The organism is Pseudomonas sp. D1-36 (assembly GCF_051132205.1).
In the GTDB taxonomy this organism is placed as follows: Bacteria; Pseudomonadota; Gammaproteobacteria; order Pseudomonadales; family Pseudomonadaceae; genus Aquipseudomonas.
This window is the reverse complement of record NZ_CP071674.1, coordinates 5,386,484-5,411,404: the sequence shown is the minus strand read 5'-3', so window position 1 is coordinate 5,411,404 and position 24,921 is coordinate 5,386,484. Positions and strand designations below refer to the sequence as shown.

Annotated in this window: 26 protein-coding genes and 1 other RNA gene; 15 read left to right on the top strand and 12 right to left on the bottom strand. The window is 61.0% G+C overall.

The features are described from left to right. Positions 1-90 precede the first annotated feature (90 nt). Positions 91-498 (top strand): flagellar basal body-associated protein FliL, encoded by a 408-nt coding sequence (locus J3P76_RS24400; protein WP_420765109.1) that lies wholly within the window; start codon positions 91-93, stop codon positions 496-498. 135 nt (positions 499-633) lie between these two features. Here J3P76_RS24400 and J3P76_RS24395 read toward each other — a convergent pair whose 3' ends face one another. Next, a complete protein-coding gene (locus J3P76_RS24395; protein WP_434608942.1) occupies positions 634-1,086 on the bottom strand; it encodes an EVE domain-containing protein in 453 nt (150 codons plus the stop codon). 195 nt (positions 1,087-1,281) lie between these two features. Here J3P76_RS24395 and J3P76_RS24390 point away from each other — a divergent pair, with 195 nt between their 5' ends. Continuing rightward, on the top strand, positions 1,282-1,428 hold the full coding sequence (locus tag J3P76_RS24390; RefSeq protein ID WP_420765107.1) for a hypothetical protein: 147 nt from the start codon (positions 1,282-1,284) through the stop codon (positions 1,426-1,428). A 39-nt stretch (positions 1,429-1,467) separates the two neighbouring features. Here the strand turns inward: J3P76_RS24390 and J3P76_RS24385 are convergent, their stop codons facing one another. From J3P76_RS24385 to J3P76_RS24370, 4 genes are all read right to left on the bottom strand, one after another. Beyond that, positions 1,468-2,070, bottom strand: a complete 603-nt coding sequence (locus tag J3P76_RS24385; protein ID WP_420765106.1) for a 5-formyltetrahydrofolate cyclo-ligase — start codon at positions 2,068-2,070, stop codon at positions 1,468-1,470. Between the two features lie 117 nt (positions 2,071-2,187). Next, positions 2,188-2,367: non-coding RNA, 6S RNA (gene ssrS / locus J3P76_RS24380), on the bottom strand. A gap of 30 nt (positions 2,368-2,397) precedes the next feature. After that, positions 2,398-2,715: a cell division protein ZapA gene (locus tag J3P76_RS24375; RefSeq protein WP_039590276.1), complete on the bottom strand. Its 318-nt coding sequence runs from the start codon at positions 2,713-2,715 to the stop codon at positions 2,398-2,400. After that, positions 2,712-2,921, bottom strand: a complete 210-nt coding sequence (locus J3P76_RS24370) for a TIGR02449 family protein (protein ID WP_030138125.1) — start codon at positions 2,919-2,921, stop codon at positions 2,712-2,714. The genes J3P76_RS24375 and J3P76_RS24370 overlap by 4 nt, the downstream gene beginning before the upstream one ends. A 129-nt stretch (positions 2,922-3,050) precedes the next feature. On the opposite strand from J3P76_RS24370, the gene J3P76_RS24365 reads away from it, so the two are divergent. The 8 genes from J3P76_RS24365 (at position 3,051) to gcvH (ending at position 12,186) form a co-directional block, all read left to right on the top strand. Continuing rightward, positions 3,051-3,605: a YecA family protein gene (locus tag J3P76_RS24365; RefSeq protein WP_420765105.1), complete on the top strand. Its 555-nt coding sequence runs from the start codon at positions 3,051-3,053 to the stop codon at positions 3,603-3,605. A 27-nt stretch (positions 3,606-3,632) separates the two neighbouring features. Next, the gene (gene pepP / locus J3P76_RS24360; protein WP_434649717.1) at positions 3,633-4,967 is read left to right on the top strand and encodes a Xaa-Pro aminopeptidase; all 1,335 of its coding nucleotides are present in this window, start codon (positions 3,633-3,635) and stop codon (positions 4,965-4,967) included. After that, a complete protein-coding gene (ubiH, locus tag J3P76_RS24355) occupies positions 4,964-6,151 on the top strand; it encodes a 2-octaprenyl-6-methoxyphenyl hydroxylase (RefSeq protein ID WP_434561703.1) in 1,188 nt (395 codons plus the stop codon). The genes pepP and ubiH overlap by 4 nt, the downstream gene beginning before the upstream one ends. 61 nt (positions 6,152-6,212) lie before the next feature. Beyond that, positions 6,213-7,430, top strand: a complete 1,218-nt coding sequence (locus J3P76_RS24350) for a 2-octaprenyl-3-methyl-6-methoxy-1,4-benzoquinol hydroxylase (protein ID WP_434564068.1) — start codon at positions 6,213-6,215, stop codon at positions 7,428-7,430. A 223-nt stretch (positions 7,431-7,653) separates the two neighbouring features. Continuing rightward, positions 7,654-8,658, top strand: coding sequence for an extracellular solute-binding protein (locus J3P76_RS24345; protein WP_420765102.1), 1,005 nt, complete (start codon positions 7,654-7,656; stop codon positions 8,656-8,658). A 214-nt stretch (positions 8,659-8,872) separates the two neighbouring features. Beyond that, a complete protein-coding gene (locus J3P76_RS24340) occupies positions 8,873-10,498 on the top strand; it encodes an ABC transporter permease (protein WP_420765101.1) in 1,626 nt (541 codons plus the stop codon). 168 nt (positions 10,499-10,666) lie between these two features. Then, entirely contained in the window at positions 10,667-11,749 is a 1,083-nt protein-coding gene (gene gcvT / locus J3P76_RS24335) for a glycine cleavage system aminomethyltransferase GcvT (RefSeq protein WP_434608950.1), read from the top strand. Positions 11,750-11,802: 53 nt separating this feature from the next. Then, positions 11,803-12,186 (top strand): glycine cleavage system protein GcvH, encoded by a 384-nt coding sequence (gcvH, locus tag J3P76_RS24330; protein ID WP_434561707.1) that lies wholly within the window; start codon positions 11,803-11,805, stop codon positions 12,184-12,186. Positions 12,187-12,281: 95 nt separating this feature from the next. On the opposite strand, the gene J3P76_RS24325 is transcribed toward gcvH, so the two are convergent. The 6 genes from J3P76_RS24325 to J3P76_RS24300 all read right to left on the bottom strand — a co-directional run bounded on the left by J3P76_RS24325 (position 12,282) and on the right by J3P76_RS24300 (position 17,325). Continuing rightward, positions 12,282-12,950 carry an outer membrane protein gene (locus J3P76_RS24325; protein WP_434608952.1) on the bottom strand — a complete coding sequence of 223 codons (669 nt, stop codon included), beginning with the start codon at positions 12,948-12,950 and terminating at the stop codon, positions 12,282-12,284. 212 nt (positions 12,951-13,162) lie between these two features. Beyond that, complete coding sequence (locus J3P76_RS24320; RefSeq protein WP_186633889.1) at positions 13,163-13,480, bottom strand: DUF2388 domain-containing protein; 318 nt, start codon at positions 13,478-13,480, stop codon at positions 13,163-13,165. Positions 13,481-13,548: 68 nt separating this feature from the next. Further along, positions 13,549-13,998, bottom strand: a complete 450-nt coding sequence (locus tag J3P76_RS24315) for an NfeD family protein (protein WP_434701334.1) — start codon at positions 13,996-13,998, stop codon at positions 13,549-13,551. Between the two features lie 7 nt (positions 13,999-14,005). Then, entirely contained in the window at positions 14,006-14,926 is a 921-nt protein-coding gene (locus J3P76_RS24310; RefSeq protein ID WP_434561715.1) for an SPFH domain-containing protein, read from the bottom strand. Between the two features lie 125 nt (positions 14,927-15,051). Then, positions 15,052-16,836, bottom strand: coding sequence for a GspE/PulE family protein (locus J3P76_RS24305; protein ID WP_434608956.1), 1,785 nt, complete (start codon positions 16,834-16,836; stop codon positions 15,052-15,054). A gap of 150 nt (positions 16,837-16,986) precedes the next feature. After that, on the bottom strand, positions 16,987-17,325 hold the full coding sequence (locus J3P76_RS24300; protein ID WP_434701333.1) for a hypothetical protein: 339 nt from the start codon (positions 17,323-17,325) through the stop codon (positions 16,987-16,989). 126 nt (positions 17,326-17,451) lie between these two features. Between J3P76_RS24300 and J3P76_RS24295 the strand changes: the two genes are divergently transcribed. Continuing rightward, positions 17,452-17,922: an Lrp/AsnC family transcriptional regulator gene (locus J3P76_RS24295; RefSeq protein ID WP_434701332.1), complete on the top strand. Its 471-nt coding sequence runs from the start codon at positions 17,452-17,454 to the stop codon at positions 17,920-17,922. Positions 17,923-18,066: 144 nt separating this feature from the next. On the opposite strand, the gene J3P76_RS24290 is transcribed toward J3P76_RS24295, so the two are convergent. Then, positions 18,067-19,434, bottom strand: coding sequence for an inorganic triphosphatase (locus J3P76_RS24290; protein ID WP_434701330.1), 1,368 nt, complete (start codon positions 19,432-19,434; stop codon positions 18,067-18,069). 157 nt (positions 19,435-19,591) lie between these two features. On the opposite strand from J3P76_RS24290, the gene argE reads away from it, so the two are divergent. The 4 genes from argE to J3P76_RS24270 all read left to right on the top strand — a co-directional run bounded on the left by argE (position 19,592) and on the right by J3P76_RS24270 (position 24,897). After that, positions 19,592-20,749: an acetylornithine deacetylase gene (argE, locus tag J3P76_RS24285; RefSeq protein WP_434701329.1), complete on the top strand. Its 1,158-nt coding sequence runs from the start codon at positions 19,592-19,594 to the stop codon at positions 20,747-20,749. A gap of 137 nt (positions 20,750-20,886) precedes the next feature. Then, a complete protein-coding gene (argA, locus tag J3P76_RS24280; RefSeq protein ID WP_420765091.1) occupies positions 20,887-22,185 on the top strand; it encodes an amino-acid N-acetyltransferase in 1,299 nt (432 codons plus the stop codon). A 473-nt stretch (positions 22,186-22,658) separates the two neighbouring features. Continuing rightward, positions 22,659-23,978: an OprD family porin gene (locus J3P76_RS24275; RefSeq protein WP_420765090.1), complete on the top strand. Its 1,320-nt coding sequence runs from the start codon at positions 22,659-22,661 to the stop codon at positions 23,976-23,978. A gap of 280 nt (positions 23,979-24,258) precedes the next feature. Then, positions 24,259-24,897: a peroxiredoxin gene (locus J3P76_RS24270; protein WP_304551669.1), complete on the top strand. Its 639-nt coding sequence runs from the start codon at positions 24,259-24,261 to the stop codon at positions 24,895-24,897. Positions 24,898-24,921 lie beyond the last annotated feature (24 nt).

The following is a 24,921-nucleotide window of genomic DNA, read 5'->3' as shown; positions in this document are numbered from 1 at the left end:
CGAGCATGCCCCGCCCTGATAGCCGGCCATAAGCTTGTGCTTGGACGGCGGGTCGGTATGCTGGGCCGCAAACCGGATGAGGAGTGGAATGTGAAAGCGTGGATGATGTTGATGCTGGCCCTGTCGCTGCCTGTGGCGGCGATGGCCGAAGAGAGCAAGGAAGGCGAGGCACCCAAGGTCAGTTACATCACGTTGAGCCCGCCGTTCGTGGGCAACTATGGGCTGGATGGTACGACCAAGCTGAAGGTCTACAAGGCTGACGTCGCCTTGCGCGTGACCGGCGATGCCGCCGCTGCGGCGGTGAAAGCGAACGAGCCGTTGATTCGCAACCAATTGGTCGCGCTGTTCGCTCAGCAGACGACCGAGACCATGAACAACCTTGAAGCCAAGGAAAAGCTGCGTCAGGAAGCGTTGAAGCAGACCCAGCAAGTGATGAACGACGAGACCGGCAAGCCGATGGTTGAGGATCTGTTGTTCAACAACCTGATCATTCAATAAGTCTTGTGGTAACCAGGCGGGCCCTTTCGCGAGCAGGCTCGCTTCCACAGTGGATGTGCAGTGAACAGTGAGCAACCGAGATTCCCTGTGGGAGCGGGCTTGCTCGCGATGGTGGCCTACCCGACAGCGAATCACTCAAGGCTTCAGAGCAACCACCGCCGCCCATTGCTCCGCCGTCACCGGCATCACTGACAGTCGCGAGCCTTTCTGCACCAGCGGCATTTCTGCCAGAGCGGTCTGTTGCTTGAGGTGGTCGAGCTTCAGGACGTGGCGAAACGTTTCGACATGGGCCACGTCGATCGCGGTCCAGGGGTTTTTCTCCGGGCTGGCCTTGGCGTCGAAGTAGTGGCTGTCAGGCTCCAGCGCCGTGGGATCGGGGTAGGCGGCCTTGATGATTTTTCCGGTGCCCGCGATGCCAGGCTCCGGGCAGCTGGAGTGATAGAAAAAAAATAAATCGCCTTCTGCCATGGCGCGCAGGAAATTGCGTGCCTGATAGTTGCGAACTCCGTCCCAGCGAGCTTGGCCGAGCTTTTCCAAGTCCTGGATGGACAATTCGTCGGGCTCGGATTTCATCAGCCAATAAGCCATGATTTCTACTCCTGGGCGATATAGTTAAAAATAGTTCAGCGATTTTATGACAAACCGACAGTCGGTTGACGCCAGAGTTTGCGTGTGGGTCCGGGTTATCGCAAAATGCCGGCCTTCCAAGCTTGACGCTGCTGCACGGCCAATAAGAAAACCGCTGCTGTCATCGTGTGTGATATGCCTTGAGGGGGGCAATCGATGAAACGCAAACCGGATTTGTTGTGGATACTGGTCATTCTGTTCGGCCTGGGTGTCGTGACCACGGGTTACGCCCAGAGCTTGTGGAGCAGCAAGAACGATGTTCCGATGAACATCGCCCAGCCTGCCCCATCGCTCAAGCGCTGAGCGCTTTCTTTCAGGCGCCGCTGATTCCGGTGGCGCCTATCATGCGATGTACCAACGCCTGTCGCTGACTGTTCCTTGCAGCGGCACGTCCCAGCTTGCCTGTACCAATCGCTCGACCCGTTGGCATTCGTGGGCCAGCCCCAGCAAGGTCGGCTTGCGCCATTGTTTGCGGCGCGACAGATACGCCAGGCTGCGATCGTAGAATCCCCCGCCCATGCCCAGCCGACCCCCGGCATCGTCAAACCCGACCAGCGGCAACAGCACCAGGTCCAACGTCCAGACCTTGCGTTGCCGGGCTATATTCTTGCGTGGTTCCGGGATGCGAAAGCGATTGGGCTGCATCTTCTCGCCGGGATGGATTCGCTGGAAAACCATTTTCGTCTGCGGCCATGGGCTGAGCACCGGCAGGTAAGTCGCCTTGCCCCGACGCTGGGCCGCGCGCAGTAGCAGGCGTGGATCGATCTCGCCGTCGTTGGGCAGGTACAGGGCGATGTGTCGCGCGCGGCGAAACAGCGGGTGCTGGGCCAGTTGCCTGTAGAGGCCTTGGGCGGCGTCCCGTTGCTGGGCCGGGGTCAGGGAGCGACGCGCCTGGCGCAGCAGGCGGCGAAGTTGCGGGCGGGTCGGCAACGCAGGTTCGGTCATATCGAGGTTTCCGAGGCGGTGGCATCGAAACAGCGTAACCGCAAACAACGGCGCCAGAAATGCCAAACGCCAGAAACGACAATGCCAGTCATGATGACTGGCATTGTTTCGAGAATCAGGCTCCCCGGATGAACCGCTGTCGGCTTAGCCCTTGAACCCGAAAGTTCAAGGTGGAAGTTGCAGGAGGCGTTAAGGCTTTCCGTCAAGCGGACATGCACACCGGCCCCAACGTGCAACCCCCGTGGTTGTGCGTATCGGCTCAGGGACATCACCAACTGGCAAGCACCCCAGGGAGTGACGCAAGTATACCCCAGGCAGCCTCGCGAATCAGCCCTTGCTGACGTCCGGATCGGTGGCCAGTACCAAATCCACTCGATCCAGTAGGTCGCGGACTTGTTCGCGGGTCGAGCCGCTGACCTGTACGTCCGGCGTATCCTGGCGGTGCAGCAGGTCGTGGGTGATGTTCAAGGCGGCCATCACGGCGATGCGATCGGCGCCGATGACTTTGCCGCTGCTGCGGATCTCGCGCATCTTGCCGTCCAGGTAACGGGCGGCACTCACCAGGTTGCTACGCTCTTCCTGGGGGCAGATGATCGAATATTCTTTATCGAGGATCTGCACGGTAACGCTATTGCTTGAACTCATGAGTCTTGCTCCAGGGCCTTGAGGCGCGAAATCATCGATTCGACCTTACGCCGGGCGATTTCGTTTTTTTCAATGAGGTGCGCGCGTTCCTCGCGCCAGGTTTTTTCCTGAGCTAATAGGAGTCCGTTTTGGCTCTTAAGTTGCTCGACCCGTTCAATTAGCAGCTCGAGTCTGGCCATCAGCGCTTGCAGGTCGGTGTCTTCCATTGTGTCCACTGAAGATTGTGTCTGATGGGGGATAAAGGTCGCACAGCCTTTAATGGTCTTGGCGAGTCTGTCGATGTAGGATACAAGGCCTCCATTCTAGACATAGCGCCGTCTGGCGCCTAGCTGCCCATGCCCATTCAGAATTCCCCGTATCAAGCGTTCGCCACCCTGCTGAGCACCAGCGGTCATCCTGTCTCGCCCGCCGAACTCCACGGCCTGTTGCTTGGCCGCAGCTGCGCCGGCGCCGGCTTCGAGGCCGACGGCTGGTTGGCCGACGCCGCCGAGCTGCTCGAAGGCGAGCCGGCGGACAACGTGCGTAATGCGCTCATCGGCCTGCAGGAAATGGTCAAGGGCGAGCTGACCAGCGATGACATGACCGTCGTCCTGCTGCTGCCGACTGACGATGCGCCGCTGAGCGAGCGCGCCGCTGCGCTGGGCCAGTGGTGCCAGGGCTTTCTCGCCGGTTTCGGCCTGACCCGCCGCGAATACGCCCTGAGCGATGAAGCGAAGGAAGTCCTGCAAGACCTGGCGGCGATTTCCCAGGTACAGGATGCCCTGGAAGAGTCCGACGACGGCGAAAGCGACTATATGGAAGTGATGGAGTACCTGCGGGTCGCGCCTCTGCTCCTGTTCACCGAGACCAAGAAGACCGCTGAACCGGCCGCCAAACCGTCCTTGCACTGATCGCTTGAAAGGGAACACCGTCTGCCCATGATTCATATCCCGAAGTCGGAATACAGCCGTCGCCGCAAGGCCCTGATGGCGCAGATGGAGCCCAACAGTATCGCAATCCTGCCCGCCGCCGCCGTTGCGATCCGCAACCGCGACGTCGAGCATGTCTATCGCCAGGACAGTGATTTCCAATACCTGAGCGGCTTTCCCGAGCCGCAGGCCGTCATCGTGTTGATGCCCGGCCGGGCCCATGGCGAATACATCCTCTTCTGCCGCGAGCGCAATGCCGAGCGGGAAATGTGGGATGGCCTGCGTGCCGGCCAGGAGGGAGCGATCCGTGACTATGGCGCCGACGACGCGTTCCCCATCACCGACATCGACGACATCCTGCCGGGGCTGATCGAAGGCCGCGACCGGGTGTACTCGGCCATGGGCAGCAACCCGGAGTTCGACCGGCACCTGATGGAGTGGATCAACGTGATCCGCTCCAAGGCCCACCTCGGTGCCCAGCCGCCGAACGAATTCGTTGCCCTGGATCATCTGCTGCACGACATGCGCCTGTATAAATCGGCGGCGGAAGTGAAGGTGATGCGCGAAGCGGCGCGGATCTCCGCCCAGGCACATATCCGGGCGATGCAGGCGGCGCGGCCTGGGCTGTATGAGTACAGCCTGGAAGCCGAGCTCGATTATGAGTTTCGCAAGGGCGGGGCAAAGATGCCGGCGTACGGTTCCATCGTCGCGGCGGGGCGCAACAGCTGCATTTTGCATTACCAGCAAAATGATGCCGTGCTCAAGGATGGCGACCTGGTGTTGATCGATGCCGGGTGCGAAATCGATTGTTATGCCAGCGATATCACCCGCACCTGGCCGGTCAGCGGGAAGTTTTCTGCCGAGCAGAAGGCGATCTACGAAGTGGTGCTGGCGGCCCAGGAAGCCGCATTTGCGCAAATCGCGCCGAACAAACATTGGAACCAGGCCCACGAGGCGACCGTCAGGGTAATTACCGAGGGGCTGGTCCGCCTGGGGCTGCTGGAAGGCGAAGTGGACGAACTGATCGCAAGCGAAGCCCACCGGGCGTTCTACATGCACCGCGCCGGCCACTGGCTGGGAATGGATGTACACGATGTGGGCGAATACCGCGTGGGTGGCGAGTGGCGAGTGCTGGAGGTCGGAATGACTTTGACCGTCGAGCCGGGCATCTACATTGCCCCGGACAATCGCGGCGTAGCGAAGAAATGGCGCGGCATTGGCGTGCGCATCGAGGATGACGTGGTAGTGACCAAGACCGGTTGTGAAATCCTGACCCGCGGCGTACCGAAGACGGTCGCCGAAATCGAGGCCTTGATGGCCGCCGCACGGACTCAAGCGGCATGAACCGGGTCAACGTTGCAATCATCGGTGGCGGCCTGGTCGGCGCGAGCCTGGCACTGGCGCTGCAAGCCGGTGCCAAGGCACGGGGTTGGAAGATCATGCTGATCGAGCCCTTCGCTCCCGGTGACGCCTGGCAGCCGAGCTACGATGCGCGCTCGTCGGCGCTTTCGTTCGGCGCGCGGCAAATTTATCAACGCTTGGGCCTGTGGCAGGAAGTTTCCCGCCGGGCCGAGCCGATCAAGCAGATCCACGTGTCCGACCGCGGGCGGTTTTCGACGGCGCGGTTGTCGGCCATGGAGGAGGGCGTGCCGGCCCTTGGCTACGTCGTGGAGAATGCCTGGCTCGGCCAATGCCTGTGGCAAGGCTTGGACAAGGATGTCGTCAGTTGGCGCTGCCCCGCGCAGGTCGCTCGGATGGAGCCGCAAATCGCGGGCTATCGCCTGACGCTGGACGACGAAACTGTTGTGGAATGCGACCTCGCGGTATTGGCCGACGGCGGTCGCTCCGGCCTGCGGGAGCAGATGGGGGTCGGGGTGCGCAATCGTCCCTACGACCAGAGCGCCTTGATTGCCAACATCACGCCCAGCGAAGCGCACAACGGCATGGCTTTCGAGCGCTTCACCGATGACGGCCCGATGGCGTTGTTGCCGCTGCCGGAAAATCGCTGTGCATTGGTCTGGACTCGCCAGGGCATGGATGCGCAACGACTCGCGGCCCTTGACGAGCGCAGCTTCCTCAGTGAATTGCAGAATGTGTTCGGCTATCGCCTGGGCACGCTGAAGCAAGTAGGCGCGCGTCATCTTTATCCATTGGCGCTGGTGGAAGCCGAGGAACAGGTGCGTCCGCACCTGGCCATCCTGGGCAATGCTGCCCACAGCTTGCATCCGATTGCCGGGCAAGGCTTCAACCTGTCCCTGCGTGACGCCCAGGCCTTGGCCGATACCTTGCTTGAGAGCGACAGCACGCCCGGCGACTTCACCGTATTGCAAGCCTATCGCGAGCGTCAGCGGATGGATCAGGCCTTGACCGTGGGCTTCTCCGACCGGGTGACGCGGCTGTTCAGCAGCGATCTGCCGCTGGTGTCCCTGGGCCGTAATCTCGGCCTGCTGGGCCTGGACCTGCTGCCGCCCGCCAAGCGCTGGTTCGCCCGTCAGGCCATGGGTTTGGGAACACGCCCTGATGCTTGATACGGATCATTCCTTTCACCGGCGGCTGATGTCGCCAGCAACACAGGCTTAAAGCATGGAATTGCGTGCAGATCTGTTGATTGTCGGTGCCGGCATGGTCGGCAGCGCCCTGGCGCTGGCGTTGCAGGGCAGTGGCCTGCAAGTGCTGCTGCTCGACGGCAGCCCGATGAGCGTCAAGCCCTTTGATGCCCAGGCCGCATTCGAGCCACGGGTCAGTGCTCTGTCGGCAGCCAGCCAACGGATCCTCGAACGCCTGGGTGTCTGGGACGGGATCACCGGCCGACGGGCCAGCCCATACACCGACATGCACGTCTGGGATGGCAGCGGCACTGGGCAGATTCACTTTTCCGCCGCCAGTCTGCATGCCGACGTGCTGGGGCATATCGTTGAAAACCGCGTCGTCCAGGACGCGCTGCTGGACCGACTGCACGATTGTGATTTAGGCCTGCTTGCCAACGCGCGCCTGGAGCAGATGCGCCGCTCAGGTGATGACTGGCTACTGACGCTGGCCGACGGCCGTACCTTGCGCGCGCCGCTGGTGATTGCCGCCGACGGCGCGAATTCAGCCGTGCGTCGCCTGACCGGGGTGGCCACGCGGGAGTGGGATTACCTGCACCACGCTATTGTCACCAGCGTGCGTAGCGCCCGTCCTCATCGGACGACGGCTTGGCAGCGTTTCACCGACAACGGCCCGCTGGCGTTTCTGCCACTGGCCCGCGAGGGTCAGGAAGACTGGTGTTCGATCGTCTGGTCCACCACTCCCGATGAAGCGCAGCGCTTGATGGCTCTTGATGACACTGTGTTTTGCAACGAGCTGGAGCGTGCCTTCGAAGGCCAGCTCGGCACGGTACTGAGCGCCGACCCGCGCCTGTGCGTGCCACTGCGCCAGCGCCATGCCAAGCGCTATGTGGCCGAAGGGCTGGCACTGATCGGTGATGCGGCCCACACCATCCATCCGCTGGCCGGGCAGGGCGTGAACCTGGGCTTGCTGGATGCCGCCGTGCTGGCCGAAGTGCTGCTGCAAGCGGCCGGGCGTGGCGAACGCTTGGCTGACGTGAAGGTATTGAGCCGCTACGAGCGCCGCCGCATGCCCCATAACCTGGCGTTGATGGCGGCGATGGAAGGTTTCGAGCGGTTGTTCCAGGCTGATCCGTTGCCGGTTCGCTGGTTGCGCAACGCCGGTCTGAAGTTGGTGGACCGCCTGCCTGAAGCCAAGGCGTTGTTCGTGCGCGAGGCGCTGGGGTTGACCGGGGATTTGCCGGAACTGGCCAGGGCCTGAGAGGTGTGTCGGGGCTCATGACCTCATCGCGAGCAGGCTCGCTCCCACAGGGTTATGTGAAAGCAAGTCAATGTGGGAGCGAGCCTGCTCGCGATGAGGCCGGAACCGCTACCTCGACCCCACCGTTGCAACATTTGGAAACGTGTCTGCCCACTGTTCGATTGTGGTGCTAAATGTGAGTCCTTATCATTTGCGCTCTGTTCACAATCGAGAGATCGCCACCATGTCGGCCACAAAACGCCTGCTGTCCGCCCTCGCCTTGGCCCTGATTGGCACTACCACGGCCCAGGCCGCCGATGAGGTGGTGGTCTATTCCTCGCGCATCGATGAATTGATCAAACCGGTTTTCGACGCGTATACCAAGAAGACCGGCGTAGCGGTGAAGTTCATTACCGACAAGGAAGCGCCGTTGATGCAGCGGATCAAGGCCGAAGGTGAAAACGCCACCGCCGACCTGTTGCTCACCGTGGACGCCGGGAACCTCTGGCAGGCCGAGCAGATGGGGATCCTGCAGCCCTTCACCTCGTCGGTCATCGACGCCAACATCCCGCCTCAATATCGCGCGTCCTCCCATGCCTGGACTGGCCTGAGCCTGCGGGCGCGGACAATCGCCTATTCCACTGACCGGGTCAAACCGGGTGAGTTGACCACTTATGAGGCGCTGGCGGGCAAGGAGTGGGAAGGCCGCCTGTGCCTGCGGACGTCGAAGAAAGTCTACAACCAGTCCCTGACCGCGACGCTGATCGAAACCCACGGCGCGGAAAAAACCGAGGAAATCCTCAAGGGTTGGGTCAAGAACCTCTCCACCGACGTGTTCTCCGACGACACTGCGCTGCTTGAAGCGATCAATGCCGGCCAGTGTGATGTCGGCATCGTCAACACCTATTACTACGGTCGCCTGCACCAGCAGAAGCCGGACCTGAAGGTCAAGTTGTTCTGGCCGAACCAGGCCGATCGGGGCGTGCACATCAACCTCTCGGGCATCGGCCTGACCAAGCACGCGCCGCACCCGGAAGCCGCGAAGAAGTTGGTGGAATGGATGACCACGCCTGAAGCGCAAAGCATCTTTGCTGACGTGAACCAGGAGTTTCCGGCGAATCCAAAAGTGGAACCCTCCAAGGAAGTCGCTGCCTGGGGCAAGTTCAAGGCCGATACCTTGCCAGTGGAAGTGGCCGGTAAGCGCCAGGCCGAAGCCATCCGCATGATGGACCGTGCTGGCTGGAATTGAGACGGGATCGCTCAGTCCATCGATGAAGTGTGGCGAGGGAGCTTGCTCCCGCGGGATCGGGCTGGCGCTCCAGGGCGAAGCCCTCCCCAACTATCGACCGGGTCTATCTGACGGGGCATGATCCGGATCGTTAGGGCTACTTCGTAGCCCAGCGGGAGCAAGCTCCCTTGCCACATGAGCCCTTTGTCAGTAATGACGCGAACGAGAACTTTCCTTGACCCACCCCGCCCAACGCCGCTGGTATCCCCTGGTCTTCGCCGTCGCTGCGCTAGTCTTGTTGCCCTTGAGCGTGCTGCTGCTGTCCTGGCAGAGCATTGATCTACAAATCTGGTCCCATTTGTGGGACACCCAGATGCCACGCCTGTTGGGTAACACCCTCACGCTGATCTTTGGTGTAGGTGTTGGGGTGACGCTGCTGGGCGTGAGCCTGGCCTGGCTCACGAGCCTTTGCGAATTTCCCGGCCGTCGATGGCTCGACTGGGCGCTGATGCTGCCGTTCGCGGTGCCTGCCTATGTATTGGCATTTGTCTTCGTAGGCCTGCTGGACTTTGCCGGTCCGGTGCAAACGTTGCTGCGCGAATGGTTTGGCAGTGGCCTGCGCCTGCCTCGGGTGCGTTCCACTGGCGGTGTGATCCTGGTGCTGGTCCTGGTGTTCTACCCCTATGTCTACCTGCTGGCGCGAAGCGCTTTCCTGGCGCAAGGCAAGGGCCTGATGGAAGCGGCGCGGGTGCTCGGGCAATCGCCTTGGCAGGCGTTCTGGCGTGTGGCGCTGCCGATGGCCAGGCCGGCAATCGGCGCCGGCGTGGCGCTGGCGCTGATGGAAACCCTGGCGGACTTCGGTGCGGTATCAGTGTTCAACTTCGACACCTTCACCACGGCCATCTACAAGACCTGGTACGGGTTTTTCAGCCTTTCCAGCGCAGCCCAGCTGGCCAGTCTCCTGTTGTTGACGGTCATGGTGGTCCTCTACGGCGAACGCCGCGCCCGGGGCGCCCAGCGGGCCGGCAACGAGCGACCGCGAGCCCAGGCGCTATACCACCTGCGAGGACTCAAGGCGGTGGCGGCCAGCGGCTGGTGCCTGCTGGTTTTCGCCTGTGCGTTTGTCATTCCGCTCATGCAATTGGTGGTCTGGTTTTGGCAGCGCGGTCGTTTCGACCTGGATGAGCGTTACGCCGGGTTGATTCTCCATACCCTCTATCTGGGCGGACTCGCGGCACTTGTCACGGTTTGCGTCGCCTTGCTGCTTGCCTTCGCTCGACGTCTGGCGCCGACCCGGTCGATCCGCGCCGGGGTCGGTCTGGCGAATCTGGGCTACGCCTTGCCCGGTTCGGTGCTGGCGGTATCGATCATGCTTGCGTTCAGTTATCTGGATCGCGAGCTGGTCATCCCGCTGTCGACACTGCTCGGAGGCGCGGGCAAGCCGTTGCTGCTGGGCAGTTTGTCGGCACTGTTGCTGGCGTACCTGGTGCGTTTCCTGGCCGTGGCCTATGGCCCGTTGGAAAGCAGCCTGGCGCGTATTCGCCCGTCGTTGCCCGAAGCCGCACGAAGTCTCGGGGTGAGTGGGCCGCGACTGTTTTTCAAAGTGTATCTGCCGTTGCTGCTTCCTGGCACCCTGAGCGCCGCGCTGCTGGTATTCGTCGATGTGCTCAAGGAAATGCCGGCGACTTTGCTGATGCGCCCGTTTGGCTGGGACACGCTGGCGGTACGGATCTTTGAAATGACCAGCGAAGGGGAGTGGGCGCGGGCCGCCCTACCGGCGCTGAGCCTGGTGCTGGTGGGGCTGCTGCCAGTCATCGGATTGATACGGCGTTCGGCCCATCGACGCGTTCTGAGTGAATAGAGCACACGCCTAGGTGCCAGCCTTGGATCATGCGGATACAATGCGCGGCATTCGGTGCGGTCCGTCTGTCGGACCGGGTAGCTAGGAGCGTCGGAAAATTCTTTTTTCAGGCGTTCGGGCTGTGGCAGTACCCATCCGCACCTTCGCCAAGCCCGGAAGGAGAAACCCATGGGACAGCGTACGCCTCTGTATGACCTTCATCTCGCCCTCGGCGCGAAAATGGTCGATTTTGGCGGTTGGGATATGCCCTTGCACTATGGATCGCAAGTTGAAGAGCACCATCAGGTGCGTCGCGACTGCGGTGTGTTCGATGTATCCCACATGACCGTGATCGATGTAGCCGGCCCCCAGGCCAAAGCCTGGCTGCAGCGCCTGCTGGCCAACGACGTCGATCGCTTGCAGGACACTGGTCGCGCGTTGTACAGCGCGATGCTCAACGAGCGCGGCGGCATTGTCGACGACATGATCATCTATCGTGTCGAGGACGGTTACCGGTTGGTGTTCAACGCCTCGACACGCGACCAGGACCTGGCCTGGATGCAAGCGCAACTCGGCGATTACGCAGTGCAGCTGCACGAGCGTGCCGAACTGGCGATGCTGGCTATCCAAGGCCCCCAGGCCCGGCACAAGATTGCCGAGCTGGTTACGCAACCACGCGGCCAGTTGATCCAGCAACTCAAGCCCTTCGAAGGTCGCGCCGACGGTGATTGGTTCATTGCCCGTACCGGCTATACCGGAGAAGACGGCCTGGAAATTGTCCTGCCGGCCCGTGAGGCCCCGAGTTTCTTCAACGACCTGGTGGGTGCCGGTATTCCTCCCATCGGACTCGGCGCCCGCGATACCTTGCGCCTGGAAGCCGGCATGAACCTCTACGGCCAGGACATCCACCAGGATATTTCACCGTTGGCCTCGAACATGGCCTGGAGCATTGCCTGGGAACCGGCGAGCCGTCAGTTCATCGGTCGCGCTGCGCTGGAGGCTGAACTTGCCGCCGGCGTGCAGCACAAACTGGTGGGGTTGGTGCTGGAAGAGCGCGGTGTATTGCGCGCTCACCAAGTGGTCCGTATCGCCAATGTTGGCGAAGGAGAGATCACCAGTGGTAGTTTTTCTCCTACGCTTAGCAAGTCGATTGCCCTGGCACGCGTTCCGATGGCTACCGCCGACCGTGCCGAGGTGGAAATTCGTGGCAAGTGGTACCCGGTACGAGTGGTCAAGCCGACCTTCGTCCGCCATGGCAAAACCCTGATCTGATTTTTTACGGCGGGCCGCCGGCCGCTGACACTTTTTCTTGAGGACACAGAATTATGAGCGATATCCCTGCCGAACTGCGTTTTGCCGAAAGCCACGAGTGGGCACGCCTGGAAGCCGACGGTACCGTCACCGTGGGCATCAGCGACCATGCACAGGAAGCGTTGGGCGACGTGGTGTTTGTCGAGCTGACTGAAGTCGGTAAAGTTTTTGCTGCAGGCGATCAAGCCGGCGTGGTGGAATCGGTCAAGGCCGCTTCCGATATCTATGCCCCTGTTTCGGGAGAAGTGATTGCAATCAACGAAGAGCTGGGTGGTTCACCAGAGCTGCTGAACTCTGATCCGTACGGCGCCTGGATTTTCAAGCTCAAGCCAAGCGACGAGGCCGAGCTGGACAAGTTGCTTGATGCGGCCGGCTACAAAGCTGCAATCGGCGAATAACCCGGACCTGGCTAGAGCTCACCGGGCCAAAAATGCCGCTCAACTGAGCGGCATTTTTTATGAGAGTGCACCGCAGTTCTGATTTGTGTCTCAGATCAGAACGCCATCCGTGCCTCGACGTAGAGGTTCTGTTCGCGCAATTTGCCCTTGAGCTGTTCGTCCCGAGCGTTGATGCGATTGGCAAAGGTGTTGTAACCGGTTTCGATATCGCCCATGTCAACGTAGCGATAACCAGTGCCAAGGGTGAGTTGCTGGCTGAGCTTGATATCCGCCCCTACGCCCAGTGCATAGGCGAAGTTGTTCTGGCTGTTGTTTGCGAATCGTCGCGAAGGGTTGGACTGGTAACCCTCGGAATCGATAAACGCCACACCCAGGCCAGCCATGGCGTACAGCGAAAAATGTTGGTTAAGCGGGAAGTTTTTGTACCCGTTGATCATCAAGCGGCTGGACGAAACTTGCATATTGTTGACGTTGGCATCGAACGGCGCCCAATGACTCTTGAACTCCGAATTCTGTTTGAGTGAATACTCGGTTTCCAGCCGCCAGTTGCCTTCGAATCCATAGCCAACCGCTACAGATCCGCCAACGTCTTTGTTGCTGGTCGGGCTGACAACACGATTGTTGACCCTGGGACTGGTAAGGAGGGCATCGGAAAGATCTTGCTGCACGCTCAGGATTTTTATCGAGCCGTATAGGCCCTCGGCATGTGACGTGGTGCTAAGTGTGGCGGTGATCAGCAGCAACGAAAGGCATGGCTTGTTCATGAGTATCGGTTCGCATTGTGGGGAATGTTCGAATCGATAGAGTTTGCGGTGCCAGCCTCGCACGTTTGTATCAGAGCCTTCCTCCGCGGGCCGGTGAACTTTCATCGTAGCGGCGGGGTTGTTGGCCGGTTCGATGTAGGAAAGAAGCTCAGCAGTTGTTTGCCCATAAAAAAATGCCGCTCGATCGAGCGGCATTTTTCATGGGGCGGGAATCACTCCTGGGCGATGGCGTTCTTCGCCAGGATCGCGTTGGCCAGTTCCATGTCGGTGGCTTGCAGGCCAGGGTTGTCGGCACGGACTTTCTGCATGGCCGCTTCCAGGTAAGGGCCACGAATGCCGCCGTCACTGGCGACGAAGCTGCCGGCGTCGTCCTGGGCGGCGACGATCAGCTTGTTATCCTTGAAGGTCAGGTAGGTGGAACCGGTGGTTGCGCCGGACGAAATGACGTTACGCCAAAACGTGTCGGCCATTGCCGAGCCCACGGGGAGAGAAAGCAAGGCCAGGGTCGCGACAGCAAGTTTGAGACGCATGATAGGTGACTCCACAGGGTTAACTATGACGTTGGATTACGGTTGCCCCGGTTCAGTTCCATGGCACGTTAGTCAGCCCTTTCCACTGTCAATACCGTACCTTCCTGTGCCACCACCCTGACCCGCGTGCCAATGGACAGGTCGGGACCCTTCGCCAACCAGACGCCGTCGGCCACCCTGATCTTGCCGCGCCCATCGACAATCGCCTCGTGGACCTGGAACACCTTGCCGATCAGCTCCTGCCCGCGCAGGTTCAGGTGCGGCTGGTCGCTTTGGCGGATGGCGCTGCGCTGGCGTCGCCACCAATACAGGGCTGTCGCGATAGCGAACAGGCCGAACAGCAGGAGCTGGATCTCCCACACCAATTGCGGCAGGACGAACGTCAGCACGCCGACCGCTGCGGCGGCCATGCCAATCCACAGCAGGTATCCGCCCGCGCCGAACACTTCCAATATCAACAGGATGACGCCCAGCGCCAGCCAGTCCCAATAAGACAATTGCTGCAGGAACAGCCACATACGCGCCTCAGGCTTTCTTGTTGTCGAAGGTGGCCTTGACGATTTCGCCAATGCCGCCCACCGCACCGATGACCTGGCTGGCTTCCAGCGGCATCAGGATCACCTTGCTGTTGTTGGCCGAGGCCAGTTGCCCCAGCGCGTCGATGTATTTTTGCGCAACGAAGTAGTTCACGGCCTGTACGTTACCGTCGGCGATTGCCTGGGACACCACCTGGGTGGCGAGGGCTTCGGCTTGCGCCTGGCGTTCACGTGCCTCGGATTCAAGGAACGCGGCCTGGCGGCTGCCCTCGGCTTCGAGGATCTGGGCCTGTTTCTTGCCCTCGGCGGTAAGAATCGCCGACGCTCGCAGCCCCTCGGCTTCCAGGATCTGTGCACGCTTGATACGTTCGGCTTTCATCTGCCCCGACATGGCGGCCATCAGGTCGGCCGGCGGGCTGATGTCCTTGATCTCGATCCGCGTGATCTTGATGCCCCACGGCGCCGTGGCTTCGTCGACCGTGCGCAGCAACTTCTCGTTGATACCGTCGCGCTGGCTCAACATGGCGTCCAGTTCCATGGAGCCCAGCACCGTGCGGATGTTGGTCTGCAACAGGTTGCGGATGGCGTGTTCGAGGTTGTTGACCTCGTAGGCGGCCTGGGCGGTATTGACCACCTGGAAGAAGCACACGGCGTCGATCTGCACTGTAGCGTTGTCGGCGGTGATGACTTCCTGGGGCGGGATGTCCAGCACGCTTTCCATGACGTTGATCTTGCGCCCGATGCGGTCCATCACGGGAATGATGATGTTCAGGCCAGGCTTGAGCGTATTGGTATAGCGGCCGAACCGCTCGACCGTCCATTGATAACCCTGGGGCACCACCTTGAACCCCATGAACAGGATGGCGACCACGAGGCCGATGAAGAGTAGAAGCACGCTGCCGATCTGCATGACGGTTCCCTGTACGAATTGAATGGACCTGCTAACCCTGAGTGTAGGGCAAGCGGCCATTATCTTCGCTACGGTCCGTTCCGGTATGTCTGTGGGACGTTTCCGGTCCCTGAGCCGGACCGTGCCTACTTCTGCTCGCTCTGTGGTGTCACTCGTAATACTTCCTCGACCGTGGTCAAGCCCGCCGCCACCTTTTGCGCGCCCGAGAGTCGCAAGCTTCGCATGCCTTCCTTGAACGCCTGGCGGCGCACCGCAAGCAGGTCGGTGTCGGGATGGATCAAGGCTCTGACGCTGTCGCTCAGTTGCATGATCTCGTACACCCCGGCGCGACCGCGATAACCGGTGTCACGGCATTCCGAGCAACCCACGGCCTGCTGGGCATTGGTGGGCAACGGCGCCTGCCAGGGACGCGTCAGGGTTTGCCAGTCGTCTTCGTCCAGGGTCAGGGGAGCCTTGCAATGCGGGCACAATGTTCGCACCAGGCGCTGGGCCATGACGCCGAGCACCGTCGCTTTGATCAGGTAATGCGGCACGCCGAGTTCGAGCAGCCGGCTGATGGCGCTCGGTGCATCGTTGGTGTGCAGGGTCGAGAGCACGAGGTGCCCGGTGAGCGCTGCCTGGATCGCCATTTCAGCGGTCTCGAGGTCGCGGATCTCGCCGATCATGATGATGTCCGGGTCTTGCCGCATCAATGCGCGTACCCCCGCGGCAAACGACAGGTCGATGTTGTGCTGGACCTGCATCTGGTTGAATGACGCCTCGACCATTTCAATCGGATCTTCGATGGTGCAGAGATTCACTTCAGGCGTCGCCAGTTTCTTCAGCGTGGTGTACAGGGTCGTGGTCTTGCCAGACCCGGTGGGGCCCGTGACCAGGATGATGCCGTTGGGCTGGCGAGTCATGTCCTGCCAGCGGCGCAGGTCGTCGACAGAGAAGCCGAGCTGGTCGAAATCCTTGAGCAGCACTTCCGGGTCGAAGATCCGCATGACCATTTTCTCGCCGAACGCGGTCGGCAAGGTCGACAGTCGCAACTCCACCTCGCCGCCGTCCGGGGTCTTGGTCTTCACGCGGCCGTCCTGGGGCTTGCGCTTTTCGGCAACGTTCATCCGGCCCAGGCTCTTGAGCCGGCTGATGATGGCCATCGTCACCTGTGGCGGAAATTGATAGACGGTGTGCAGCACGCCGTCGATGCGGAAGCGCACGGTGCCTTGCTCGCGGCGCGGTTCGATATGGATATCGCTGGCCCGTTGCTGGAAGGCGTATTGGAACAGCCAGTCGACGATATTGACGATATGCGCGTCGTTGGCATCCGGCTCCTGATCGCTGGCGCCCAGGTTGAGCAGTTGTTCGAAGTTGGTCAGATTGCTGGGTTGCTGGTCGACCGTGGTCGCGCCGCTGACCGACTTGGCCAGTCGATAGAACTCCACGCTCAGGCGCTGGATGTCCACAGGGTTGGCCACCACGCGCTTGACCGGCAACTTCAGTACGTGGGTCAGGTCCGCTTCCCAGCTGCTGACATAGGGCTGGGCGCTGGCGACCGTCACGGCGTCCCGGTCCACCGCTACCGCGAGAATCTTGTGGCGTTGCGCAAAGGCGTAGGACATCAGCGGCGTAACGGCCGCGACGTTGATCTTCAATGGGTCGATGCGCATGTAGGGCTGGTCGGCCTGCTGGGCCAGCCACAACGTCAGGTTTTCCAGGTCCAGGCGCTTGCCGGGACGGCTGAGGTCGTCGAGATGCTGGTTGGCGATGAACTCCAGTGGATGCAGCTGGCTGTTGGCGTTATGGCGCCGGCGGGCATTGAGCGCAGTCTCGGCAGAGTCCTGGCTGATGAGGCCTTGGGCAACCAGTTGGCGCAGCAGGTCGTTGAGGTCCAGCCAGCGGTCCTGAGTGGCGTGTTTGGTGGACATGGGCGTTCGGGTTCCTATTGGACAATTGCAGCAAAGCCGCGATACAGACGCTTCGGCGTCGTGGCTCGTTCTGCAAAAGAATAGTCCCGACCCTGCGGACCGTTGGGCCACTACCCGACCAATGCGTTTCCAATTCTTGCCTGGAGGCCCTCAACCTGCCGCCAGCATCGGCTCGGCCCGCGCGATATCAGCGTCTTGCAAGTCGACTGAACAGACGCTTATCAGGTTACGCAATTTTCCAGCGATGACTTGGGCGCGGTGCCAGCTCAGCCCGGTCAGGAGGCATTCCATCGAGAGCAATTCGTCGAGACGTTCGATGCGTGCGGTTTCCGGAACAAGGCCCTGCAAGGCGAACAGGTTGAGCACCCGGCAGGGCAGGTCCGCCTCGGCTTCCCCGAGCAAATGAAAGCGGGCGCGACAATAGGGATTGGCGGTGTGCCAGACGTCGGCGCGGAGCGCGGCGGTGCCGGGGGCTTGCAAAGAGGGCATGGCATTTCTCCTGAGATTGGAGAGAAATCTTTGCATGGGATTGGGGGTATTTCTTATCTAAAATAAGCTTATTCGCCAACCTGGCGAATTGGATAAACCATGTGATGGCCTTATCGGGGATTTTTTATGCAGAGCGAGCTGGACGGGTTTGATCGCAAGATATTGGCCTTGTTGCAGGACGACGCTTCGCTCTCCAGCGCGCAGATCGCCGAACGGGTAGGTTTGTCCCAATCGCCATGCTGGCGGCGGATTCAGCGGATGAAGGAAGAAGGGATCATTCGCGGGCAGGTGACGTTGCTGGATCGTAAGAAAATCGGCCTGAACACGCAGATCTTCGCCGAAATCAAACTCAACGCCCATGGACGCTCGAATTTTACCGAGTTCACGGAGGCGATCCGCGGCTTTCCGGACGTGTTGGAATGCTACGTGCTGATGGGGTCGGTGGATTTCTTGCTGCGCATTGTCACGGCGGACATCGAGGCCTACGAGCGCTTCTTTTTCGAGAAGCTGTCGATGGTGCCGGGGATCCAGGAAGTGAATTCGATCGTGGCGCTGTCGGAGATCAAGTCGACGACGAGTTTGCCGGTGGTGCGCTGAGCTTGTTTTTGCGATGTTTGGGCTGGCCTCATCGCGAGCAAGCTCGCTCCCACAGTTGATCTTCAGCGGCCACAAGATCTGTGTGCAACGCTGGACCCCTGTGGGAGCGAGCTTGCTCCGGGCGGCGATCCGACGATGGCGATCTTACAGGCGCAACAAAGTCTTCCAGGCCCGATTCTGATACACCGCGATCGCCTGTTGCTTGCGCGCGTCCAGGAGTTCGTCGGTGATCGGTTCGTTGGCCAGCTGCGCCAGCTTGTTCAGCTCACCGTAGAGTCGGTCCATTTCAGGGATTTCCAGCACCTGGCGGGCGTGATGCAGCCAGGCCTGGATGCGTTCGATGCGCGGCAGTTGTTCGGCGAGGTCTTCCGGCTGCTGTTGGTAGCGTTGCAGTTGCAGCGACGAAGCTTCTTCGCCCAGCAGCCGTGGCAGCCAACTGCCCAGTTGCGCCGCGCCCTGGCGATTGCCCCGGGTGTTGCGGTCGGCGGCCCAACTGCGGGCCAGCAGCCAGCGTGACGCTTGGAGAGAGAAGAGGCCCCAACGCGGGTCCTGCAGCTCCTCGAGGAATTGCTCCGGCGCGGCCTTGCGCACGTCTTCGTCTTCGATGCCGGCCTGAACCAGTGGACGCCAGTCCTCCAGCAGCGCGTCCAGGGCCACCCGCAGGTCGTGGGTCGACTGGCGCGGCGCGGCCTGGCCGAGGCTGCTGAGCAGGGCACGCAGTTCGGCGAGATTTTCCACCCAGTCTTGCAGCAGGCGCCAATGGCCGTTGAAACGGTACTGCTCGGCCAGGCGCTGGCTGCTCCCTAGCAGGTGCCAGCTCAATGCGGCGAAGGCGTCGTCCAGCGGCGTTTCAGCGGTCAATTGCGGGGCCGGAAGGCTCAGGGCATAACTGCTCGCATCTTGCAGGCGATAGCCGCGTTCGGCCTTGCTGATGTCGCACGGCATCAAGGGCAGGGTCACGGCCAGTTCGGCGGCCAGTTCCAGCAAGGCGGCGGGTTCGCCTTCGCGCAGTTCAAGTTCCAGCTCGCAGATTTCTTCCTTCTGCTTGCCCACCACGACGTGGCCCAGGTCCAGGGCGGCTTCGATGACCACTTTGCTCTTGCCACGGCCCCAGGCGATTTCGGCGCGTTCGCGAACGAAGTCGGTGGTGAAGATCGCTTTGAGGGTTTTTTTGTCCAGGTCAGCCAGCGCCTCGGGCCAGCATTCGCCGTCGAGTTTCTTCAGATCGAGCTTGGCCTTGGGCAGGTGCCAATCGTATTCGTTGCGCTCGGATAGGCCAGCGATGCTCTGGCCCCGCGTCTTGAGGGTCTGGATCACTGCTTCGCCATCGCGACGCAGGCGCAGGGCGACCTTGGCCCGAGCCAGGTCGCGCTCTGGTGTGTCGAAGTACTGGTTCATCAGTTCGTGGCGTTCCCAGCCACTCTTGTTGCGTTTTTTCAACAGCGGATGCTCACGCAACGCTGCCAGGGTCTCGCGGCTGACGCGGAGTTTGATTTCGGTTTCTTTCTGCATGGCCGGAAAATCCAGGGATCGGGTGCGCAGCCGGGGGAAGGTGTGGCTGCCAAGGCCGTGCAGTGTACAGGACTCGTCGAGCCTACGCGCCGAACGGTTCCATCCTTGCGCTCGATGGCTCTATGATGGACTTCAATTTGCAAGTCCGGAGCCAGCGATGCCTTTGCCGTCCATGAAAGACCAATTCGCTGCCCTGATCGCTGCACCGTCGGTCAGCTGCACCCAGCCCGCGCTGGATCAGTCCAACGGCACCGTCATCGAACTGCTGGCGGGCTGGCTCTCCGAGCTTGGGTTTCGCTGCGACATCCAACAGGTCAGCCCCGGCAAGTTCAACCTTTTGGCCAGTTTCGGCACGGGCCCTGGCGGGCTGGTACTGGCCGGCCACAGTGACACGGTGCCGTTCGACGGCGCGTTATGGCAGACCGATCCGCTGAAGCTCACCGAAATCGATGGGCGTTGGGTGGGCCTGGGCAGTTGCGACATGAAAGGCTTCTTCGCCCTGGCCATCGAGGCGGTCAGGCCGCTGCTGGACCAACCGTTCAAGCAACCGTTGCAGATCCTCGCCACCTGCGATGAAGAGAGCTCCATGGCCGGCGCCCGGGCCCTGGCGGATGCCGGTCGTCCGTTGGGCCGCGCTGCGGTGATCGGCGAGCCCACCGGCCTGCGACCGATTCGCCTGCACAAGGGCGTGATGATGGAGCGCATCGACATCCTCGGGCGCAGCGGCCATTCATCCGACCCAAGCCTGGGCCACAGCGCCCTCGAGGCCATGCACGACGCCATGGGCGAACTGCGCGGTTTGCGCCTGCAATGGCAGCGTGAATTCCGTAATCCACAATTCACCGTGCCGCAACCGACGCTGAATTTCGGCTGCATCCACGGCGGCGACAATCCCAATCGAATTTGTGGGCAATGTTCCATGGAGTTCGACTTGCGCCCCCTTCCGGGCATGGACCCTGAAGTGCTGCGGGCGGCGATCCGGCAGAAGCTCGACCCCATCGCCGAGCGGCATAAGGTCAAGATCGACTACGCTCCGTTGTTCCCTGAAGTCCCTCCGTTCGAACAGCCCGAAGACTGCGCATTGGTGCGCGTAGCCGAGCGGCTGACCGGTTATCGCGCCGAAGCAGTGGCGTTCGGCACCGAAGCGCCTTATCTTCAGCGCCTTGGCTGCGAAACCCTGGTGTTGGGCCCTGGCGATATCGCCTGCGCTCATCAGCCGGGCGAGTACCTTGAAATGTCACGTTTGCAACCTACCGTGCAATTGCTCCGTCAGTTGATCGGTCATTACTGCCTGACGCCGACCACGGCCGATTAAATTGCCCGCGTGCGGGCCCGTATCCATCACATGAGGAGAGCGCGCGTGTCGCCAAGCCTGTTCCGACGATAACCACCAGCCCGCTGTGCGTTCTGTTTCGTCTTTTTTCGGCTGTTATTTATTACAGGTCCAGGTTCATGCCCGAATACGTCAATTGGCTTCGTCACGCTTCGCCTTACATCAATGCCCACCGCGATTGCACCTTCATCGTCATGCTGCCTGGCGACGGGGTCGAGCACCCCAACTTCGGCAACATCGTCCATGACCTGGTGCTGCTGCACAGCCTCGGCGTGCGCCTGGTGCTGGTCCATGGTTCTCGCCCGCAGATTGAAACCCGCCTGGCCGCACGGGGCCTGACGCCCCATTACCATCACGGCATGCGCATCACCGATGCCGCGACGCTGGAATGCGTGATCGACGCGGTCGGCCAGTTGCGCATCGCCATCGAGGCACGCCTGTCCATGGACATGGCGTCATCGCCGATGCAGGGTTCGCGGTTGCGGGTCGCCAGTGGGAACCTGGTCACCGCCCGGCCGATCGGCGTGCTCGAGGGTGTGGATTATCACCACACCGGCGAAGTGCGCCGGGTCGATCGCAAGGGCATCAATCGCCTGCTGGACGAGCGTTCCATCGTGCTGCTGTCGCCGTTGGGCTATTCGCCCACCGGGGAGATCTTCAACCTCGCCTGCGAAGACGTCGCCACTCGGGCCGCCATCGACCTGGCGGCGGACAAGCTGCTGCTGTTCGGCGCCGAGCAAGGCCTGATCGGCGAAGATGGCCGACTGGTCCGTGAGCTGCGCCCGCAACAGGTCCCGGCCCATATGCAGCGCTTGGGCAGCGACTACCAAGCCGAACTGCTGGATGCGGCGGCCCAGGCCTGCCGCGGCGGTGTTGCCCGCAGCCATATCGTCAGCTATGCCGAAAACGGCGCGCTGCTGGCCGAATTGTTCACTCGCGATGGCAGCGGCACACTGGTGGCCCAGGAGCAGTTCGAGGTGGTGCGCGAAGCGGCCATCGAAGACGTCGGCGGATTGCTCGACCTCATCAGTCCTCTGGAAGAACAGGGCATCCTGGTGCGCCGTTCCCGTGAGGTGTTGGAGCGTGAGATCGAACAGTTCAGCGTGGTAGAGCGCGAAGGAATGATCATCGCTTGCGCGGCGCTCTACCAGATCGCCGATTCGGATGCCGGTGAACTGGCCTGTCTGGCGGTGAATCCGGAGTATCGCCACGGTGGCCGGGGCGATGAATTGCTGGAACGGATCGAAACCCGGGCCCGTGCCCAGGGGCTCAAGACGTTGTTCGTATTGACGACGCGCACGGCCCATTGGTTTCGTGAGCGGGGCTTCGAACCCAGCAGCGTCGAGCGCCTGCCTGCGGCCCGGGCATCGCTTTACAACTACCAGCGCAATTCGAAAATCTTCGAAAAAACCCTGTAGGCAGCCATTCGGCAAACTGGCGTTACCGCGGTCTTCTTGATTTCAGACAATGAGCAGCTAGTCTGGATCCCGTCAAGATCGCGGCATACGCGAGCGGTTGTTGACTGGGTCGAAGGCGCAGGAGGCGCGCAAACACATCTCTGCGCCAGACTTTTGCGGGTCTCCAAAGCTGGCGACAAAACACCATTCAGTAATCCTTTGCGCCGCCGATAAGACGTTTCACGGCTTGATGACGCAGTGATGGCACTTATATGTCAAAAAACGCTGAAAACTGCCGAAACAATTCTTTTTGGATTTATAAATAATCCTTTATTCTCCGGGCCGGTGTCGCGGGGTTAGACCATGGTCGTAGGCCGAAAGGGTTACGGTTGACTTGCCAGTCACGGTCTGGCGCTAATCGCGCATCCGCGGATTCCGGGCGTTCGATTCGGAACCAAAGACACACAAGAATTAGAAAACGAGAGGAGCGAAGCATGAAGAAGTCTACCTTGGCCATGGCAGTGGCCTTTGGGGTATTGGCGCAGCAGGCAGGCGCCGCCGGTTTTATCGAAGACAGCAAGGCGTCGGTCAGTTCCCGTACGCTGTACTTCAACAACGACAACCACGAGACGGGCAGTGAAGACCTGCGCGAAACGGGCACCGGCCTTAAGTTCGACTACAAGTCTGGCTTCACGCAAGGTGTCGTTGGCTTCGGTATCGACGCCCAGGCTCTGGTGGGTATCCGTCTCGATGGCGGCAGGGGTCGTAACAACGGTTCCTATATGCCAGCCGATACCGATGGCGCGGCGGTCCACGAGTGGAGCCGTTTGTCCGGTAACGTAAAGGCTCTTTTCTCCAAGACCGAAGCTCACCTGGGCGGTGCCTTGGCGCCTAGCCTGCCGATCCTGGTGGCCAACGACAGCCGCCTGCTGCCGCAGACCTTCGAGGGTGGCACCATCACCTCCAAGGAAATCGACAACGTCACGCTCAACGCTGGTCAGCTGGAGCAGGCCACTGGCCGTGCATCGAGCAACAGCACTGGCCTGGCCGTGGCGGGCGGTACCCAGGACAGTAACCAGTTCCGTTACGCGGGTGCTGATTGGAAGGTCACCAAAGACCTGACGCTGCAGTACTACTACGCGAACCTGCAGGATTACTACAAGCAACACTTCCTGGGCGCGGTCCATGTTTTCCCGATCAGCGAAGGTCAATCCTTCAAGACTGACCTGCGTTACTTCGACAGCAGTTCGGATGGCCGCAACGGTGACCTGGGCTATCGCTTCAACAACAACGGTGGCTATGCCAAGAACCCGGGCGAGGTCGATAACAAGACCTGGAGCGCCATGTTCACCTACACCCTGGGTGGCAGTGCCTTCCTGTTGGGTCATCAACAAGTCGGCGATGACGGTGGCTTCGTCTACCTGAACCAAGGCAACGTGGTTGACGGCAACAACCGTCCTGAAGGTGCTGGTGGTGCGAGCTTCTACCTGTTCACCGACAGCATGATCAACGGTTTTGTCCGTGCCGGTGAGAACACCACCTTCGGCCAGTACTCCTACGACTTCGCTTCCATGGGCGTTCCAGGCCTGAAAGCCTCGGTTGCCTACCTGCGTGGCGACGACGTCAAGACCGCTAGCGGCACAAGCGATTACTCCGAGTGGGAACGCGACATGCGTGTGGATTACGTGATCCAGCAAGGCGCGTTGAAAGGCTTCGGTACTACTGTGCGTCACGGTAGCTACCGCAGCGGCGGTGTCGGCGACGACCAGGATCAGACCCGCGTAATCTTCAACTACACTTACAGCTTCATGTAAGACGTAGCGAAGTAAAAAAGCCCCGCCCGGCATCACGCCCGGCGGGGCTTTTGCGTTTCGGGTCCGGCCCACCCCTGTAGCCTTTCCCGAACCTTCTCCTCTTTTTCAGCACTCGAGGCCTTCTCGAAACCTCGGGAATGATCTTGGGCCGCTATACGCTGCGGCACCAGTGAACAGTTTTTTATATTTCTTAATGATCTAGATAAATGGGTATTCATTCTTTTTAAAGCAACGAAAAGCGGTGCACAGTTGGGCTCCAAAAACATTCAGGAGCCGCATCATGAGCCTCAGACTCGGCGACATCGCCCCCGATTTCGAACAGGATTCCAGCGCCGGCAAGATTCGCTTCCACGAATGGCTCGGCGACAGCTGGGGCGTGTTGTTCTCCCATCCGGCGGACTTCACCCCGGTGTGCACCACCGAGTTGGGTCTCACTGCCAAGCTCAAGGACGAGTTCGCCAAACGCGGCGTCAAGGCCATCGCCCTGTCGGTGGACCCGGTGGACTCGCACCACAAGTGGATCGACGACATCAACGAAACCCAGAACGCCGTGGTCAATTTCCCGATCCTGGCCGATGCCGACCGCAAGGTGTCCGACCTGTACGACCTGATCCATCCCAACGCCAGCGACACCTTGACCGTGCGCTCATTGTTCGTGATCGACCCGAACAAAAAAATTCGCCTGACCATCACCTACCCGGCCAGTACCGGGCGCAACTTCAACGAAATCCTCCGGGTGATCGACTCCCTGCAGCTGACCGACAACTACAAAGTCGCCACGCCCGCCAATTGGCAGGACGGTGATGAAGTGGTGATCGTGCCGTCGCTCAAGGATGAAGAAGAACTCAAGCAGCGCTTCCCCAAGGGCTACCGTGCCGTGAAGCCCTATCTGCGCCTCACGCCTCAACCTAATCGTTGACGCAGAACCTGTGGGAGCGAGCCT